Origin of the sequence: Amycolatopsis viridis, assembly GCF_011758765.1 — a bacterium.
GTDB lineage: Bacteria > Actinomycetota > Actinomycetes > Mycobacteriales > Pseudonocardiaceae > Amycolatopsis_E > Amycolatopsis_E viridis.
This window is the reverse complement of sequence record NZ_JAANOU010000001.1, coordinates 116,743-132,379: the sequence shown is the minus strand read 5'-3', so window position 1 is coordinate 132,379 and position 15,637 is coordinate 116,743. Positions and strand designations below refer to the sequence as shown.

At 72.1% G+C, this 15,637-nt stretch carries 14 protein-coding genes; 12 read left to right on the top strand and 2 right to left on the bottom strand.

From position 1 onward, the window contains the following. Positions 1–39 precede the first annotated feature (39 nt). From FHX46_RS00645 to FHX46_RS00605, 9 genes are read left to right on the top strand one after another with little or no spacing between them, the layout of a single operon-like run. Positions 40–1,521, top strand: coding sequence for an ABC transporter substrate-binding protein (locus FHX46_RS00645; protein ID WP_167109718.1), 1,482 nt, complete (start codon positions 40–42; stop codon positions 1,519–1,521). Continuing rightward, a complete protein-coding gene (locus tag FHX46_RS00640) occupies positions 1,521–2,468 on the top strand; it encodes an ABC transporter permease (RefSeq protein WP_167109717.1) in 948 nt (315 codons plus the stop codon). Before FHX46_RS00645 ends, FHX46_RS00640 begins: the two co-directional genes overlap by 1 nt. Beyond that, positions 2,465–3,295: an ABC transporter permease gene (locus FHX46_RS00635; protein ID WP_167109716.1), complete on the top strand. Its 831-nt coding sequence runs from the start codon at positions 2,465–2,467 to the stop codon at positions 3,293–3,295. The genes FHX46_RS00640 and FHX46_RS00635 overlap by 4 nt, the downstream gene beginning before the upstream one ends. After that, on the top strand, positions 3,292–4,062 hold the full coding sequence (locus FHX46_RS00630; RefSeq protein WP_167109715.1) for an ABC transporter ATP-binding protein: 771 nt from the start codon (positions 3,292–3,294) through the stop codon (positions 4,060–4,062). The genes FHX46_RS00635 and FHX46_RS00630 overlap by 4 nt, the downstream gene beginning before the upstream one ends. Beyond that, the gene (locus FHX46_RS00625; protein WP_167109714.1) at positions 4,059–4,823 is read left to right on the top strand and encodes an ABC transporter ATP-binding protein; all 765 of its coding nucleotides are present in this window, start codon (positions 4,059–4,061) and stop codon (positions 4,821–4,823) included. Before FHX46_RS00630 ends, FHX46_RS00625 begins: the two co-directional genes overlap by 4 nt. After that, positions 4,823–6,262: an aldehyde dehydrogenase family protein gene (locus FHX46_RS00620; protein ID WP_167120956.1), complete on the top strand. Its 1,440-nt coding sequence runs from the start codon at positions 4,823–4,825 to the stop codon at positions 6,260–6,262. The genes FHX46_RS00625 and FHX46_RS00620 overlap by 1 nt, the downstream gene beginning before the upstream one ends. Next, positions 6,259–7,020: an SDR family NAD(P)-dependent oxidoreductase gene (locus FHX46_RS00615; protein WP_167109713.1), complete on the top strand. Its 762-nt coding sequence runs from the start codon at positions 6,259–6,261 to the stop codon at positions 7,018–7,020. Before FHX46_RS00620 ends, FHX46_RS00615 begins: the two co-directional genes overlap by 4 nt. A 14-nt stretch (positions 7,021–7,034) precedes the next feature. After that, positions 7,035–8,411: an amidase gene (locus FHX46_RS00610; protein ID WP_313885978.1), complete on the top strand. Its 1,377-nt coding sequence runs from the start codon at positions 7,035–7,037 to the stop codon at positions 8,409–8,411. 29 nt (positions 8,412–8,440) lie between these two features. Continuing rightward, positions 8,441–10,156, top strand: coding sequence for a hypothetical protein (locus tag FHX46_RS00605; protein ID WP_167109711.1), 1,716 nt, complete (start codon positions 8,441–8,443; stop codon positions 10,154–10,156). A gap of 74 nt (positions 10,157–10,230) precedes the next feature. Here FHX46_RS00605 and FHX46_RS00600 read toward each other — a convergent pair whose 3' ends face one another. Continuing rightward, positions 10,231–11,100 carry an HpcH/HpaI aldolase/citrate lyase family protein gene (locus tag FHX46_RS00600; protein ID WP_167109710.1) on the bottom strand — a complete coding sequence of 290 codons (870 nt, stop codon included), beginning with the start codon at positions 11,098–11,100 and terminating at the stop codon, positions 10,231–10,233. Further along, positions 11,097–12,167 (bottom strand): HpcH/HpaI aldolase/citrate lyase family protein, encoded by a 1,071-nt coding sequence (locus FHX46_RS00595; protein WP_167109709.1) that lies wholly within the window; start codon positions 12,165–12,167, stop codon positions 11,097–11,099. The genes FHX46_RS00600 and FHX46_RS00595 overlap by 4 nt, the downstream gene beginning before the upstream one ends. 92 nt (positions 12,168–12,259) lie before the next feature. Here FHX46_RS00595 and FHX46_RS00590 point away from each other — a divergent pair, with 92 nt between their 5' ends. From FHX46_RS00590 to FHX46_RS00580, 3 genes are all read left to right on the top strand, one after another. Next, a complete protein-coding gene (locus FHX46_RS00590) occupies positions 12,260–14,014 on the top strand; it encodes a serine/threonine-protein kinase (protein ID WP_208399945.1) in 1,755 nt (584 codons plus the stop codon). Between the two features lie 277 nt (positions 14,015–14,291). Continuing rightward, entirely contained in the window at positions 14,292–14,927 is a 636-nt protein-coding gene (locus FHX46_RS00585; protein WP_167109708.1) for a hypothetical protein, read from the top strand. A 21-nt stretch (positions 14,928–14,948) separates the two neighbouring features. After that, on the top strand, positions 14,949–15,599 hold the full coding sequence (locus tag FHX46_RS00580; protein WP_167109707.1) for an SDR family oxidoreductase: 651 nt from the start codon (positions 14,949–14,951) through the stop codon (positions 15,597–15,599). The last annotated feature ends 38 nt before the right edge of the window (positions 15,600–15,637 follow it).

Genomic DNA, 15,637 nt, shown 5'->3' with positions numbered 1-15,637 from the left:
AGGCTACTGGTCGGACCAGCATACTGACTCGGGGTGAGGATGAAAGTCCGAATTTCCGCGGCACTGGCGCTTCTGCTGGTGATCTCGGCCTGCTCCGCCGGGTCCACGGCCTCGGTCAGCTCCGGCCCGGACACCCTCTCCGTCGGCTTCACGGCCGAACCGGCGAACTTCGACTTCACCCGCACCGACGGCAGCGCGATCCCGCAGGCCCTGCTCTACAACGTCTACGAGGGCCTGGTGAAGCTCGATCCGAGCGGCAAGATCGTGCCGCTGCTCGCGGAGTCCTGGACCGTGAGCGAGGACCGGCGCACATACGACTTCCAGCTCCGGCCCGGTGTGCGGTTCAGCAACGGCGTGCCGTTCACCGCGGCCGACGTCAAGTTCTCGATCGACCGCGTCAAGACCGGCTGGACCATCTCCATCAAGTCCAAGATGGACGTCGTGGACCACGTCGAGGTGGTCGACCCGCTGCACGCCCGGGTCGTGCTGACGAAACCGAGCAACGGCTGGCTGTTCGACATGACCGGCCGCGTCGGCGCGATGTTCAGCCCCACCGGCGTCGCCGACCTGGCGAACACCCCGGTCGGCACCGGTCCCTACCAGCTCCAGTCCCGGCGCCGCGGCGATTCCATCGTGCTCAAGGCCAATCCCGCCTACTGGGGACGGCAACCGGCCTACCGGACCGTGATCCTCAAGTACATCAAGGATCCCACCGCCCTGAACAACGCGTTGCTCAGCAACGGCATCGACGTGATCGCGCAGATCTCGGCGCCGGACTCGATCCCGCAGTTCGAGAACGACAACCGCTTCACCGTCCTGCAGGGCACCACCAACGGCGAGGTCGTGCTGTCCTTCAACGGCGCGAAGGCCCCGTTCACCGACGTGCGCGTCCGCCGCGCACTCACGCTCGCCGTCGACCGGAAGGCGTTGCTGGACACCGCGTGGGCCGGCCGCGGCACGGTGCTCGGCAGCATGGTGCCGCCCACCGACCCGTGGTACGACGACCTGTCCGGCTACTACCCGCACGACCCGGCGCGGGCCAGGGCACTGCTCGCCGAAGCGGGGCAGACGAACCTCTCGATCCGGTTGCGCGTCGCGAACCTGCCCTACGCCACCGCGGCCGCCCAGGTCGTCGCCTCGGACCTGGCCGATGTCGGCGTGCACGTCACGATCGAGCCGCTGGACTTCCCAGCCGTGTGGCTCAAGCAGGTCTTCACCGACCACGACTTCGACGCCTCGATCGTGCAGCACGTGGAGGCGCGCGACATCACGACCTTCGGCAACCCCAAGTACTACTGGGGATACGACAACCCCCAGGTCCGGCAACTGCTCGCGGCCGCCGACGCCGGCACCCCCGAGGAGCAGGTCGCGGACATGCGCCAGGTCGCCCGGACGATCACCGCGGACGCGGCGGCGGACTGGCTGTTCCTGTACCCCAACGTGGTGGTGGCGAAGAAGAAGGTGACCGGGCTGGCCGCGAACCAGGTCAGCGAGTCCTTCGACCTGACGGGGCTGGGCTGATGGCACTGTCGATCCTGCGCCGCGTGGCGATCCTGGTGATCAGCGTGCTGGTCGCCTCGATCGTGGTGTTCGCGTTCCTTGCCGTGCTGCCCGGTGATCCGGCGCAGGTCGCGCTCGGTATCAACGCCACCCCGGAACTGCTCGCCAGGACCCGCGCGGACTTCGGCCTCGACCGGCCGCTGGTCGAGCAGTACCTGAGCTGGATGGGCGGCGTGCTGCACGGCGACTTCGGCCGGTCCTACGTCACCGGCGAGGCGATCGGGCCGCAGCTGCTCGACCGGCTCGGCGTCACGTTGTGGCTGGTGGGCGCCGGGATGCTGGTCGCGGTGGTGCTCGCGGTGCCGTTCGGTGCGCTCGCCGCGGTGTGGCACCGGCGGTTCGGCGGCACGGCGATCTCCGGGTTGTCACAGCTGGGCGTGGCGGTGCCGGCGTTCCTCGCCGGGATCCTGCTGGTGCAGGTGTTCGCGGTCCAGCTGCGGTGGCTGCCCTCCGGCGGGTGGACGCCGCCGGACTCCGACGCCGGCGAGTTCCTGCGCGGGTTGATCCTGCCCGCGCTGTCGCTCGGCATCGTGCAGGCCGCCGTGCTGACGCGGTACGTGCGCTCGGCCGTGCTGGACACGCTCGGCCAGGACTACCTGCGGACCGCCCGTTCCAAGGGACTGCGCCCGTACCCGGCGCTGATGCGGCACGGCATGCGCAACGCGGCGGTGCCGGTGGTGACCGTGCTCGGGTTGCAACTGACCACGCTGCTCATCGGCGCGGTCGTGGTGGAGCGGGTGTTCGTGCTGCCCGGCCTGGGCAGCATGCTGCTGGACTCGGTGTCCGCGCGTGACCTGCTGTCGGTGCAGGGCATCGTGCTCGTGCTGGTGGTGGCGGTGCTGGTGGTCAACTTCGTGGTCGATCTGCTGTACGTGGTGATCGACCCCCGGCTGAGGACGGCACGATGAGCGCACCGGTGATCCGACGGACCTCGCCCACGCTGGTCGCCGGCGCGGTGCTGGTCGGGCTCGTGGTGCTGGCCGCGCTGGTGTCGTTCGGCTGGACACCGCACGACCCGCTCAAGGTGGACGCGACGGCGCGGCTGCTCGGCCCGACCGGCGAGTACTGGCTCGGCACCGACAAGTTCGGCCGGGACGTGTTCAGCCAGATCCTCCTCGGCGCCCGCACCACCCTCTACGTCGGCGTGATCGCGGTGGGCGTCGCGGCGCTGGCCGGCACACCGCTGGGCATCCTCGCCGGCATGTCGAAACGGTCGCTCGGCGAGTTCGTCATGCGGGTCAACGACCTGGTGCTGGCCTTCCCCGCGCTGCTGCTGGCGATCATGCTCGGTGCGGTCTACGGCGCGAGCACGGTCACCGCGATGATCGCGATCGGCGTGGCGACCATCCCGTCGTTCGCGCGGATCGCGCGCTCGGGCACGTTGCAGGTGATGAGCACCGAATACGTGCTCGCGGCGCGCGCGGCCGGGCGGTCGCGGTTCTTCATCGCGCGCCGGCACGTGCTGCCGAACATCGGTGGCCTGGTGATCGTGCAGTGCTCGGTGTCGTTCGGCATCGCGGTGCTGGCCGAGGCGGCGTTGTCGTTCCTCGGCTTCGGCACGCGCCCGCCGACGCCGTCCTGGGGCCGGATGCTGCAGGAGTCCCAGGAACTGCTGACCGTGCAGCCGCGGCTGGCGCTGGTTCCGGGCCTGGCGATCGCGATCGCGGTGCTCGGGTTCAACCTGCTCGGCGACGGTCTGCGCGATCGTCTCGACCCACGGCTGGAGCGGCGATGACCCTCGAGGTGTCGGAGTTGTCGGTGCACGCCGGGCCGAGCCCGCTGGTGCGGGAGGTGTCGTTCACGGTCGGCCGGGGCGAGCGGGTCGGGCTGATCGGCGAGTCCGGGTCCGGCAAGTCGCTGACCGCCTCCGCGGTGATGGGCCTGCTGCCCGAGGGACTGCACGCGACCGGGTCCGCGAAGCTGGGCGGCGCCGAGCTGGTCGGCGCGTCCGAGCGTGAGCTGTCGCGGCGGCGCGGGCGCGACCTCGCCATGGTGTTCCAGGAACCGATGACCGCGCTGAACCCGCTGATGCGCGTGGGCAAACAGGTCGCCGAGCCGATCCGGCTGCACCGCGGTGGATCGCGGAGCACGGCCCGGCGGGCTGCGGTGGCGTTGCTGGAGGCGGTGCAGCTGCCCGATCCGGAACAGCTCGCGCGGGCCTACCCGCACCAGCTCTCCGGCGGCCAGCGGCAACGGGTGATGCTGGCGATCGCGCTGGCCAACGATCCCGCGCTGCTGATCTGCGACGAGCCGACGACCGCCCTCGACGTGACCGTGCAGGCGCAGGTGCTCGACCTGATCCTGACCGGGGTCGCGGAACGGGACACCGCGCTGCTGTTCATCACGCACGACCTGGCCGTGGTGGCGAAGGTGTGCACGCGCGTGCTCGTCATGCTCGACGGCCGCATCGTCGAGGAAGGGTCCACTTCGGACGTGCTGACCCGGCCGCGGCACGAATACACGAAGAAGCTGCTGGCCGCGTCGGACCTGGAGGCGGCGTGATCGAACTGCGCGAGGTCCACCGCCGCTACCGGCGGCCACGCGAGGTGCACGCCCTGCGCGGCGTGTCGTTCACGGTTGAGGCCGGGCAGCGGTTCGGCATCGTCGGCGAGTCCGGGTCCGGCAAGTCCACGATCGTGCGGCTGCTGGCCGGACTGGACCGGCCCACCGCAGGGGAGATCGTGTTCGAGGGCAGGCGGATCGACGGCCTGCCCGAGCGGAAGCTGGGCTTCCTGCGGTCGGCGGTGCAGGTCGTGTTCCAGGACCCGATGGGGTCGCTCGACCCGCGCATGCGGGTGCGCGACATCATCGCCGAACCGCTGGGCCGCCGCGACCCGGAGCGCGTCGCGGAGCTGCTGATCGCGGTCGGGCTGCCGCCCGATGCCGCCGGCCGGTACCCGCACCAGTTCTCCGGCGGGCAGCGGCAGCGCATCTCGATCGCCCGAGCGCTGGCGCCGCGGCCGCGGGTGCTCGTCGCCGACGAGCCGGTCAGCGCGCTCGACGTGTCGGTGCGCAAGCAGATCCTCGACCTGCTCGCCGAACTGACCGAGCGGTTCGACCTGACGCTGGTGTTCGTTTCGCACGACCTCGCGGTGGTACGCCGGGTCTGCGACACCGTCGCCGTGATGCGGCGCGGCGAGCTGGTGGAGATGGGCGCGGTGGACCAGGTCTACGAGGAGCCACGGCACCCCTACACGCGGGAGCTGATCGCGGCGGCGCCGAACCTGCGTGCGGAACTGGCCAGGTTGCAGGGAGGACGATGATGTTCGATCCGTACCCCGACGGGTTGCCGATCGGGCGGGAGTGGGTGTCCACAACGGACACCACGGAGATCCGGTTCCCGTTCGACGGCTCGGTGGTCGCCCGGGCACCGGTCGGCACGGTCGAGCTGGCCCAGCTCGCGGTCAGCGAGGCGGTGCTGGTCGCGCGGGAGGTGGCGAAGCTGCCCTCGCACGTCCGGCGCGACGTCCTGATGGGTGTGCACCGTTCGCTGGCGGAGTGGCGCGAGGAGCTGGAAGGGCTGCTGGTCGTGGAGACCGGCAAACCGCTCGTGGACTGCCGCGTCGAGGTGGCCCGCACGATGGTGACCTGGCAGGCCGCGGCGGAGGAGGTCGCCCGGTTGCACGGTGAGACCGTGCCGCTGGACCTGCTGCCCGCCGGCGAGGGGCTGACCGGGTTCTGGGTGCGCAAGCCGATCGGGGTGGTGGTCGGCATCGCCGGGTTCAACTACCCGCTGCTGCTCGCCTCGCACAAGATCGCCCCGGCGATCGCCGCCGGCTGCCCGGTGATCGTCAAACCGGCACCGCAGACCCCGCTCGCCACCCTGTGGCTGGTGCACCTGGTGCGGGAGGCCGCCGCGGCCGCGGGCGCGCCGCTGCCGATGGTCCAGCTGGTCACCGGCGATGCCGAGGTCGGATCCGCGCTGGTCACCGACCCGCGGATCGGTGCGGTGTCGTTCACCGGCTCGGCCGCGGTGGGGCACCGGATAGCGAAGGACGCCGCGCCCCGCAAGACGCTGCTGGAGCTGGGGTCGAACGCCGCGCTGGTGGTGGCCGGCGACGCCGACCTGGACGCCGCGGTCGAGGCGGTGCTGCGCGGCGGGTTCTACGCGTCCGGGCAGGCGTGCATCTCGGTGCAGCGGCTGCTCGTGGTGGACGCGGTGGCGGAGGAGTTCACCGAGCGGCTGCTGTCCCGGTTGCCGGAGGTGGTCGCCGGCGATCCCCGCGACGAGAAGACCCGGGTGTCCGCGCTGATCGACGAGCGGTCCACCCGCCGCGTGCTCGACTGGATCTCCGCGGCCGTCGCGGCGGGCGCGGAGGTGGCCGCGGGCGGCGAGGCGGTGGACGGGATCATCCGGCCCACCGTGCTGACCGACGTACCCGACGGGGTGGACTGCTGGGACGAGGAGATCTTCGGCCCGGTCGTGTGCCTGCGCCGGGTGGCCGATGTGGACGAGGCGTTCGCGCAGGTCAACGCCTCCCGCTACGGACTGCACGCCAGCGTGTTCACCCGCTCCCTGCGGACCGCCGTGCGGGCGATCGACGAGCTGGAGGTCGGCGGCGTGGTGGTCAACGAGGTGCCCGGGTTCCGGTCCGACACCATGCCCTACGGCGGCGTGAAGGACTCCGGCATCGGACGAGAGGGTCCCCGGTTCGCGATCGACGAGCTGACCGTGACCCGGATGGCGGTGATCCGCGCGTGAACTACGAAAAGCTGTTCCGGCTCGACGGCAAGCGGGCCGTGGTGCTCGGCGCGGGCAGCGGCATCGGCCGTGAGTCGGCGCTGGCCCTGGCCGCGCACGGGGCCGAGGTCGTGTGCGCCGACCGCAACCCCGGTGCGGCGGGGGAGACCGCCCGGGAGACCGGCGGCAGGCCCTACGAGATCGACGTGCTCGATCCGGCGGCCGTGGAGCGCGCCGCGGCCGAGCTGGAGGTCGACGTGGTGGTGCTGACCGCGGCCACCAACGTGCGCAAACGCCTGCTGGACTACCGGCGCGAGGAGTTCGACCGGGTGGTCGCGCTCAACCTCGGCGCGACGTTCGACGTCGTCCGGGCCTTCGGGGCGGGCATGGTCGAGCGCGGCCGCGGCAGCATCATCGGGTTCTCCTCGATCCGCGGCACCACCGTCGAACCGGGTCAGGGGCCGTACGCGGCGACCAAGGCGGGGCTCGTGCAGCTGTTCCGGACCGCGGCGGCCGAGTTCGGACCGTCCGGGGTGCGGGTCAACGCGATCGCGCCCGGCGTGGTCGAGACGCCGCTGACCGAGCAGATCAAGGCCAGCCCGGACTGGTACGCCGCGTACGCCGGCAAGAGCGCGCTGGGCCGGTGGGCCAAGGCGTCCGAACTGGCCGGTGCCGTCGTCTACCTGGCCTCCGACGCCGCGAGCTTCGTCACCGGTGCGGTGCTGGCGGTCGACGGGGGCTGGACCGCGGTGGACGGCCGCTTCACACCGCCGGAATGAGAGGGGACCAGCCCGTGGAGTTGACCGCGCTGTCCGCGACCGACCTGCTCGCCGCCTACCGCGCCGGGACGCTGTCCCCCGTCGAGGTCACCGAGGCGGTGCTCGCCCGCATCGACGCGCTCGAACCCACCCTGCACGCGCTCTACGCCTACGACCCGGGGCGGGCGCGGGAGGCGGCCAAGGCGTCGGAGCAGCGGTGGGCCGCGGGGGAAGCGGGGCCGCTGGACGGCGTGCCGCTCACGCTGAAGGAGAACATCGCGACGAAGGGCACGCCGGTGCCGCTTGGCACGGCGGCGACCGAGCTCGTCCCGGCACCGGCCGACGCGCCCGCCGCCGCGCGCGCCCGGGAGGCCGGCGCGGTGCTGCTTGCCAAGACCACGATGCCCGACTACGGGATGCTGACCTCCGGGTTGTCCAGCTTCCACCCCGCGAGCCGCAACCCGTGGGACGTCTCCCGCACGCCCGGCGGGTCGAGCGCGGGCGCCGCCGCGGCAGCCGCCGCCGGATACGGGCCGCTGCACGTCGGCACCGACATCGGCGGCTCGATCCGGTTGCCGGCCGGGTGGTGCGGGCTGGTCGGGCTCAAGCCGAGCTTCGGGCGCGTCCCGGTCCACCCGCCGTTCCCCGGGCGGGTCGTCGGCCCGCTCACCCGCACGGTCGCCGACACCGCGCTGCTGATGGGCGTGCTGTCCGCTCCGGACAACCGCGACCACCTGAGCCTGCCTCCGGCGGAAATCGCCTGGACCCAGCTCGATCTGGACGTCACCGGCCTGCGGCTGGGGTTGCAGCTGGACGCCGGGGTCGGCCTGCCGGTCGAGGACGAGGTGCGCGCGGCGGTGCTCGACGCGGCCCGCCGGTTGGAGGCGGCCGGCGCGGTCGTCGAACCGGTCGAACCGTTCCTGACCAGGGAGATGCTGGACGGGCTCGACGACTTCTGGCGGGTGCGGGCGTGGTGCGACATCAGCGGCCTGCCGCCGGAGCGGCAGGCGCTCGTGCTGCCCTACATCGCGGCCTGGGCGCAGGGCGGCGCCGAAGTCTCCGGGGTCGCGGCCTACCGCGGGTTCGCGCAGATGGACGCGATCAGCGTCGCCGCGCTGCGGGCCGTCGAAGGCTTCGACTTCGTGCTGTCCCCGACCTGCCCGGTGTCGGCGCCACCGGCCGGGTGGGCGAGCCCGACCAACGACCCGGCGCGCCCGTTCGAGCACATCGCGTTCACCGTGCCGTACAACATGTCCGGACAGCCGGCGGTATCGCTGAACTGCGGTTATACGGGTGCCGGCCAGCCGGTCGGGCTGCAGATCGCCGGACGCAGGTTCGACGACCTCGGGGTGCTCCAGCTGGCGGCGGTGTTCGAACGGATTCGTGACCCACAGCGGTTTCCGGGGGTGTGATTAGGCGCCATCTGCGGGACCATCGGGGCATGCGGATGGTGTACACCGGAGCGGACGAGGAAGAGTTCATCGACGCCCGGCAGCGGTTGCTCGTCGAACTGGACGCGTGGTCGCAGATGCGGCAACGGGTGGTCGACCCGGTCGTGGCCGGGGCCATGCTGGACTTCCGCTTCGAACGGGACGGACTGCTCGGCCGCTGGACGCGCGACATCCTCCGCAACGCGTTGCTGGTGTGGTTCCCGCGCAAGGTCGTGCTGCTCGATCCGCACTCCTCGGCCGTGCTGTCCACGGTGGAGGCGCTGATGGACTTCTTCGAGGACGCCGACCTGCTGGACGAGCGCAGTGAGCAGCCGCTGGTGCTGCGGACCTACCTGACGGCGATCGCGGACCGGTTCGACGCGGCGATGAACGAACCGGCCAACTTCGGGCTGGCCAAGTTCTGGGCCGTCGCGATGGCCGAGCACGGCATCGACCCGATGAACGAGGTCGCCGCGCAGGCGTTCATCGACCGGGTCCGCCGCGGAGAGGTCGAGGTCGACCAGGCGCTGCTGCACGACCTGGCCTACCGCCACTACCAGGGCGACCCGGACGCCGAGACGGCCGCGGCGTCGCCGGTGTTCCCGCTCGCCGCACCCGAACGGCTCGCCGCGGAAGCCGAGGTGACGGCCGTGGTGCCGCAGCTGCGCCGGTTCGCCGAGTGGGTCGGGGAGGGGCGCGACCTGGCCGAGATCAGCGCGCCGGCCGAGTTCGTCACGATGGCCAAGCGCGCCGGGATCGTGCGCTTGTACCGCGGACGGCTGGTGCGGGTGAAGAAGGCGGCGCGACGGCTGGGTGACCCGGTCGAGCTGTGGCGGGCGGCGGTGACCTCGGTCCTGGGCAACCCGCTCGCGGCAGAGATGATCACCGAACTGGCCACCGAGCCGGCGACGATCCCGATGCTGGTCGAGATGCTGGGCGGGGACGGCGCCACGATCCTGCGCGTCGTGCACCGGCTCGTCGAGTACGGGCTGGTGGAGATCTTCCCGGCGGGTGAAGAGCACTACGACGACCTGCTCGACTTCGCGGGCGTGGACTACCTCGACGAGGTGCCCGAGGAGGAACGGCAGGTGGTGCGGCTGCTGCCGCTCGGCGTGCAGGCGGCGTACGAGCTGCGCGTCGCCGACGGCGAGCCGGTGCTGACCGTCACCGACTTGGCGGAGGAAACGGCGGAGGTCCTGTTCGCGCGCCTGGCGCCGATGGACCCGCAGGTGCTCGACGAGGGCGCGGCGACGTGGCTGCGCGCACGCGACCCGGAACGCGCGATCGTCGAACTGTCCGCGCTGGCCCGCCGCACCGACGACTTCGAACACCGGATGCTCACGTTCCGCCTGCTGGCCCGGCTCGGCGGCGAGGGCGTGGCCGCGATCGCCGCGCTGCGGGACCATTCCGCGGCCGGCCCGGCCGCGCTCGCCTGGCTGTTCGACGCGGGGCTGATCGATCGCAGCGAGGTTGCCGGCTACGAGCGGACGTACAGCAAAGTGGACCTTCTCGCGGCGGACATCCGCACCGAGGGCCGGGAGAAGGCACTGGCCGACTTCGCCGCCCAGCCGCGGCCGGACCAGCTGCTGTTCCTGGCGGGCGCGACGATCTGCGGGCACCCCAGCGCCCGGGAGGTGCTGGAGTCGGTCGTGGTGGCGCATCCCGACCGCGCGGTGTCCAATGCGGCGCGCAAGGCGCTGGACTGGCTGCACGACGAGCCGTTCTGAGCGAACCCGCTCACCGCGTCCGGCGAGGACTCGCTTCTGACCTCGTTCCAGCGCCCGGGTGCCGGTGGGCGCGCCTACGCCTTCGCGGCGATGGCGTCCGCCAGTGCGAGGATCCGCTGCGCGTTGTCCACGTGCAGGTTTTCGATCAGGCGACCGTCGACGGTCACCACACCGCGGCCCGCGGCCTTCGCCTCGGCGAACGCGGTGATGATCTTCCGCGCCCTGGCGACCTCCTCCTCCGACGGCGCGAACACCCGGTTGCACGGTTCGATCTGGCCCGGGTGGATCAGGGTCTTGCCGTCGAAGCCGAACTGGCGTCCCTGCCGGCACTCCGCTTCGAAGCCGTCCAGGTCCTGAACGTCGTTGTAGACACCGTCCAGGATGACCTTGCCCGTGGCCCGCGCGGCCAGCAGGCACAGCGACAACCCGCCCAGCAACGGCGCCCGGCCGGGGACGAACTCCGCGTGCAGCTCCTTGGCCAGGTCGTTCGTGCCCATCACCAGCACGGTCAGCCGCTCGCTGGCGGACGCGATCTCCTCCGCGTGCAGCATCGCGACGGGCGTCTCGACCATCGCCCAGATCTTGGTGTGGTCGGGCGCTCCGGACAGCTCCAGGGCGCGCTCGATGTTGTGCACCTCCGCCGCGGAGTTGATCTTCGGCACGACCACCGCCGCCGGACCGGCTTGCGCCGCCGCCCGCAGGTCCGCGTCGTGCCACTCGGTGTCCAGGCCGTTGACCCGGATGGTCACCTCGCGGCTGCCGTAGGAACCGGACGCGGCCGCCGCGCACACGCGTTCCCGCGCCGCGTCCTTCGCGTCGGGGGCGACCGCGTCCTCCAGGTCCAGGATCAGCGCGTCCGCCGGCAGCGTTTTCGCCTTCTCCAGCGCCCGTTCGTTCGCGCCCGGCATGTACAACACGGACCGCCGCGGCTTCACGTCACTCATGCCAGCGCTTCCTTCGTCGCCTCGTCGTACGCCTGCTTCAGCTCGGGGTCGCGTGCGGCCAGCTTGTCGGCCAGTTCGGCGACCACCCGGCACTGCTTGACCGAGGCGTCGTCCTGCATCTTCCCGTCGATCATGACCGCGCCGGTGCCGTCGCCCATCGCGGCGATCACCTTCCGCGCCCACGCCACGTCGGCGGGTTCCGGCGAGAACACGCGCTTCGCGATGTCGATCTGCGCGGGGTGCAGCGACCAGGCGCCGACACAGCCGAGCAGGAACGCGTTGCGGAACTGGTCCTCGCACGCGACCACGTCGCGGATGTCGCCGAACGGCCCGTAGTAGGGGAGGATCCCGTGCATGGCGCACGCGTCGACCATCCGCGCCACCGTGTAGTGCCACAGGTCCTGCTGGTAGGTGGCGCGCCCCGCGTGCAGGTCGTCGCCGGCCGGGTCGGTCCGCACCAGGTAGCCGGGGTGGCCGCCGCCGACGCGGGTGGTCTTCATCCGCCGGCTCGCCGCGAGATCCGCCGGGCCGAGCGAGATGCCCTGCATGCGCGGGCTCGCCCCGGCGATCTCCTCGACGTTCGCCACCCCGCTCGCGGTTTCCAGGATCGCGTGGACCAGCAGCGGTTTCCCGAGTCCCGCGCGGGCCTCCAGCTGGGCCAGGAACCGGTCGACGTAGTGGATGTCCTGCGCGCCTTCGACCTTCGGCACCATGATCACGTCGAGCTTGTCGCCGATCTCGCCGACCAGGGTGATCAGGTCGTCCAGCACCCACGGTGAATCCAGGCTGTTGATGCGGGTCCACAGCTGCGTCGACCCGAAGTCGTGCGCCTTCGCGATCTCCACCAGGCCCCGGCGCGCGGCCTCCTTGCGGTCGGCGCGCACCGCGTCCTCGAGGTTGCCGAGCAGCACGTCGACCTTCTTCGCCAGCTCGGGGACCTTCGCGGCCATTTTCTCGTTGCCCGGGTCGAAGAAGTGGATCATCCGCGACGGCAGCGCGGGGATCTCGCGGACGGGATCCGGCGCCCCCACCGCAAGGGGCGCGAAGAAGTCCTTCGGCGAGCGCATCGGTCCTCCCTTGGCACGGGCGGTGTAACCAGCCAGTAACCCTAACCACGAACCCGGGGGAACCGCTGCGGTGAAACTCACCTCGGAGTGATGTGCTGACGCGTGACTGGGTGGTGCCGGGTTACACCGAACTCCACCGGCTGGGTGCCGGCGGCTTCGGCGAGGTCGTGCTGGCGCGGCACGAGGCGTCGGGTGCGTTCGCCGCGATCAAGTACCTGTTCGGGCAGCACCTCGGCGACCCGGAGCGGCTGGCGGCCTTCCGGCGCGAGGCCGAGATGCTGAGCCGGGTGCGCAGCCCGCACATCGCCCGGCTCCACGAGTTCCACGAGGGCCCGCACGGCGCGGCCATTGTGATGGAGGCCATCCACGGGGTTTCGCTGCGCGAGGTGCTCGGCCGCGACGGCGTGCTGGCACCCGAATCGGCGCTGGCGGTGCTGAAGGGCTCACTGCTCGGGCTCGCCGACGCGCACCGGGCCGGCGTCGTGCACCGCGACTACAAGCCGGCGAACGTGTTGGTCGGGCCGGGCCGGGAGAGCAAGCTGGTGGACTTCGGCGTCGCCACGCTCGCCGGGCGGGCCGGTCTGCCGGTGGGCACGCCGCCCTACATGGCGCCCGAGCAGTGGCGGGGCGCGCCGGCGAGCCCGGCCACCGACGTCTACGCGGCGACCTGCGTGTTCTTCCAGGCCATCACCGGCAGGCAGCCCTACGTGGGCACGACCACCGGTGAGCTGCAGGACCTGCACGAGCACGCGCCGGTGCCGGCGCACGCCGCGCCGGCCCCGGTGCGCGGCCTGATCACCCGCGGGATGGCGAAGGACTCCGGACAGCGGCCGTCCACGGCGGCCGAGTTCGTCGCCGAGCTGGAGGCCGCCGCCGTCGCCGGGTACGGGCCGGACTGGGAACAACGCGGCCTGGGCCGGCTGGCGCAGCGGGCCGGCGCGCTGCTCGCGTTGTCACCGCTCGCGCTGCTCGGCGCCGGCACCGCGGCCGCGCCGGGTGCGGCGAGCGGGCTGGCGGCGGCCGGCACCGGGATGGGCCTCGGCGCGAAGATCGGGGCCGCGCTCGTCGCCGTCGCGGTCGGTGCCGGTGCCGTGGCCGGCACGGTCGCGGTGCTCGGCCACACCGACACCCCGCCGCCGGTCGTCGCGGCGCCCGCGGTCGAGCAGCAGACCGCGATGCAGGTGAGCCTGGAGACCCGCCGGGAAGCGGCCACCGGACCGGCCTTCCACGTGGACGCACAGTACGTGCACGTCAGCGGCATGCGCGACCAGGCGCTACAGGACCGGATCAACGCGCAGCTGGTCAAACCGCTCGATGACTTCACCGGCTACGTCCGCGCCGGCCTGGCCGACCCCACCGAGGATCCCGCCATCACGGGCAGGGCCGAGTTCCACCGCCGGACCGACCGGGTGCTGTCGGTGCGCTACGACCTGATGGCCGCGTCGAGCCAGTTCGGCAACCACGGCGGGTACACCACGCTGTGGCTCGACGTCGACCTGCGGACCGGCGAGCCGATCACGCCCGGCGACGTGTTCGCCGGCATCGCCGACAGCCAGGCCGCGATGAGCGCGCTGGAGTCGCGGATCCTGCGGATGACGCCGGGCGGCTACTGCGACGGCAGCCCGCCGCTCGGCGAGCGCGTGCCGCTGGCTCCCCGCGACCTGCGCCCGTGGGGCGTCCTCGGCACCCCGGCGTTGCAGCTGGGGTTCCGGGAGGACGCCGTCGTGTTCGGCGTCAGCACCGAAGCGCGCGGCTACCCGATGGCGTGCGGGTACCAAGAGGTTGTCGTCGCCTACTCCGATGTGGCCGATCTGATGACCCCGCTGGGCCGGGAACTCCTGTCGTGACCGGCACGTTGTCCATAGTGGAACGTGAAACTGATTGCGCCGTTTGGCGGTACGGAATACCGTCGCGCGATGTCGCTCAGCGACTCGTCACCCATTCGGAAGCAGGGTCGGGCTGAAGTCCGGTTACCGCTCATCGACCGGTCACCGACCGCTGAGCGCCGCCGATCGCAGGCGCTCTCGTTGACCACAGATCAACCGCGCCGCCCCTGGTACCTCTTTCCTGTGCCTCTTTCCCGGGGGCACCGGCAGGGGAATCAGCGGTAAGAGGAGGCGGATCGTGGCGGTTACACCAGGGCACACCGGAAACTCGGTGGTGGCCGGGGGGCGGTCGTTCCCCACCCGCGTGGTTCCGCCCGTCGAACTCCCGGCCAGTGTCAGCGTGCTGGCCCGCGACGCCGCCGCCCAGCTGGGCTGGCACGGCGTCGTCCTGCCCGAGGTGACGATGCTCGGCCGCCGCGTGTGCGTCGTCGCCCGGCTGCGCACGGACACCCACGCCGAGCGGATCGCGATGGGTGTCGGCCCGGTGACCGACCGCGCGACCGTCGCCACCTGGACCTGGCCCGAGTTCGCCCCGACCGCCCCGGCCCCGGCCGCGGAGATCGTCGGCGTCCTCGCCGTGACCCGGCACTGGCGCACCGGGATGGCCGCCGCCGTGCCGTTCAGCCGCTACGGCGACGCGGCCATGGTGCTGCCGGCCTCGGCCGTGCTCAGCCGCGACTACCTGGACAACTGCCTGCCGCGCGCCCGCTCCTACGGGGTGGCCGTGGTCTCCGCCGACGAGGACGCGCGGGTCGACCTCGACCTCGACGTGCGCCGCGAGCGCATCCTCCTGCCCGAGGACGGCGTGTCCCGCTGGATCAACGAAATGGTCTACGAGCAGCTGCTGGCTTCCTACGACCTGCCGGTGGCCTGAGCGCCGCCTAGAGTCGGTTCCATGCGCGTCGTCATCGCCGGGGGACACGGCAAGATCGCCCGTCACTTCGAGCGGCTGCTGGCCAGTTCGGGCGACCAGGCGGTCGGCATCATCCGCAACGTCGAGCAGGCGCCCGCGCTGCGTGACCTCAGTGCCGAACCGGTCGTGCTCGACCTGGAGTCCGCGGCCGTCGACGAGGTCACCGAGGTGCTGACCGGCGCCGACGCGGCGGTGTTCGCCGCGGGTGCCGGTGCGGGCAGCGGGGCTGCCCGCAAGGAGACCGTCGACCACGGCGCCGCAAGGTTGTTCGCCGAAGCCGCCGAGCGTGCTGGTGTCCGCCGTCACATCCAGATCGGCTCGATGGGCGTGGACCGCCCCGCCCGCCCCGGAACCGACGAGGTGTTCGCGGCGTACCTGCGCGCGAAGAAGGCGGCCGAGGACGACCTGCGCTCGCGTGATCTGGATTGGACCATCCTCCGCCCCGGCCGTCTCACCGACGAACCCGCGACCGGCGAGGTCCACCTGGCGGACACGGTGGACTACGGCGAAATCCCGCGCGAGGACGTGGCCGCGGTGCTGGTGGCGCTCCTGGAGGAGACACGCAGCTTCCGCCGCACACTGGAACTGGTGACCGGCGGCACACCCGTCGACGAGGCCATCGCTCGCTTGTAGACCGGGAAACGCCGACCCGCTCGTAGTGGTGCGTTACC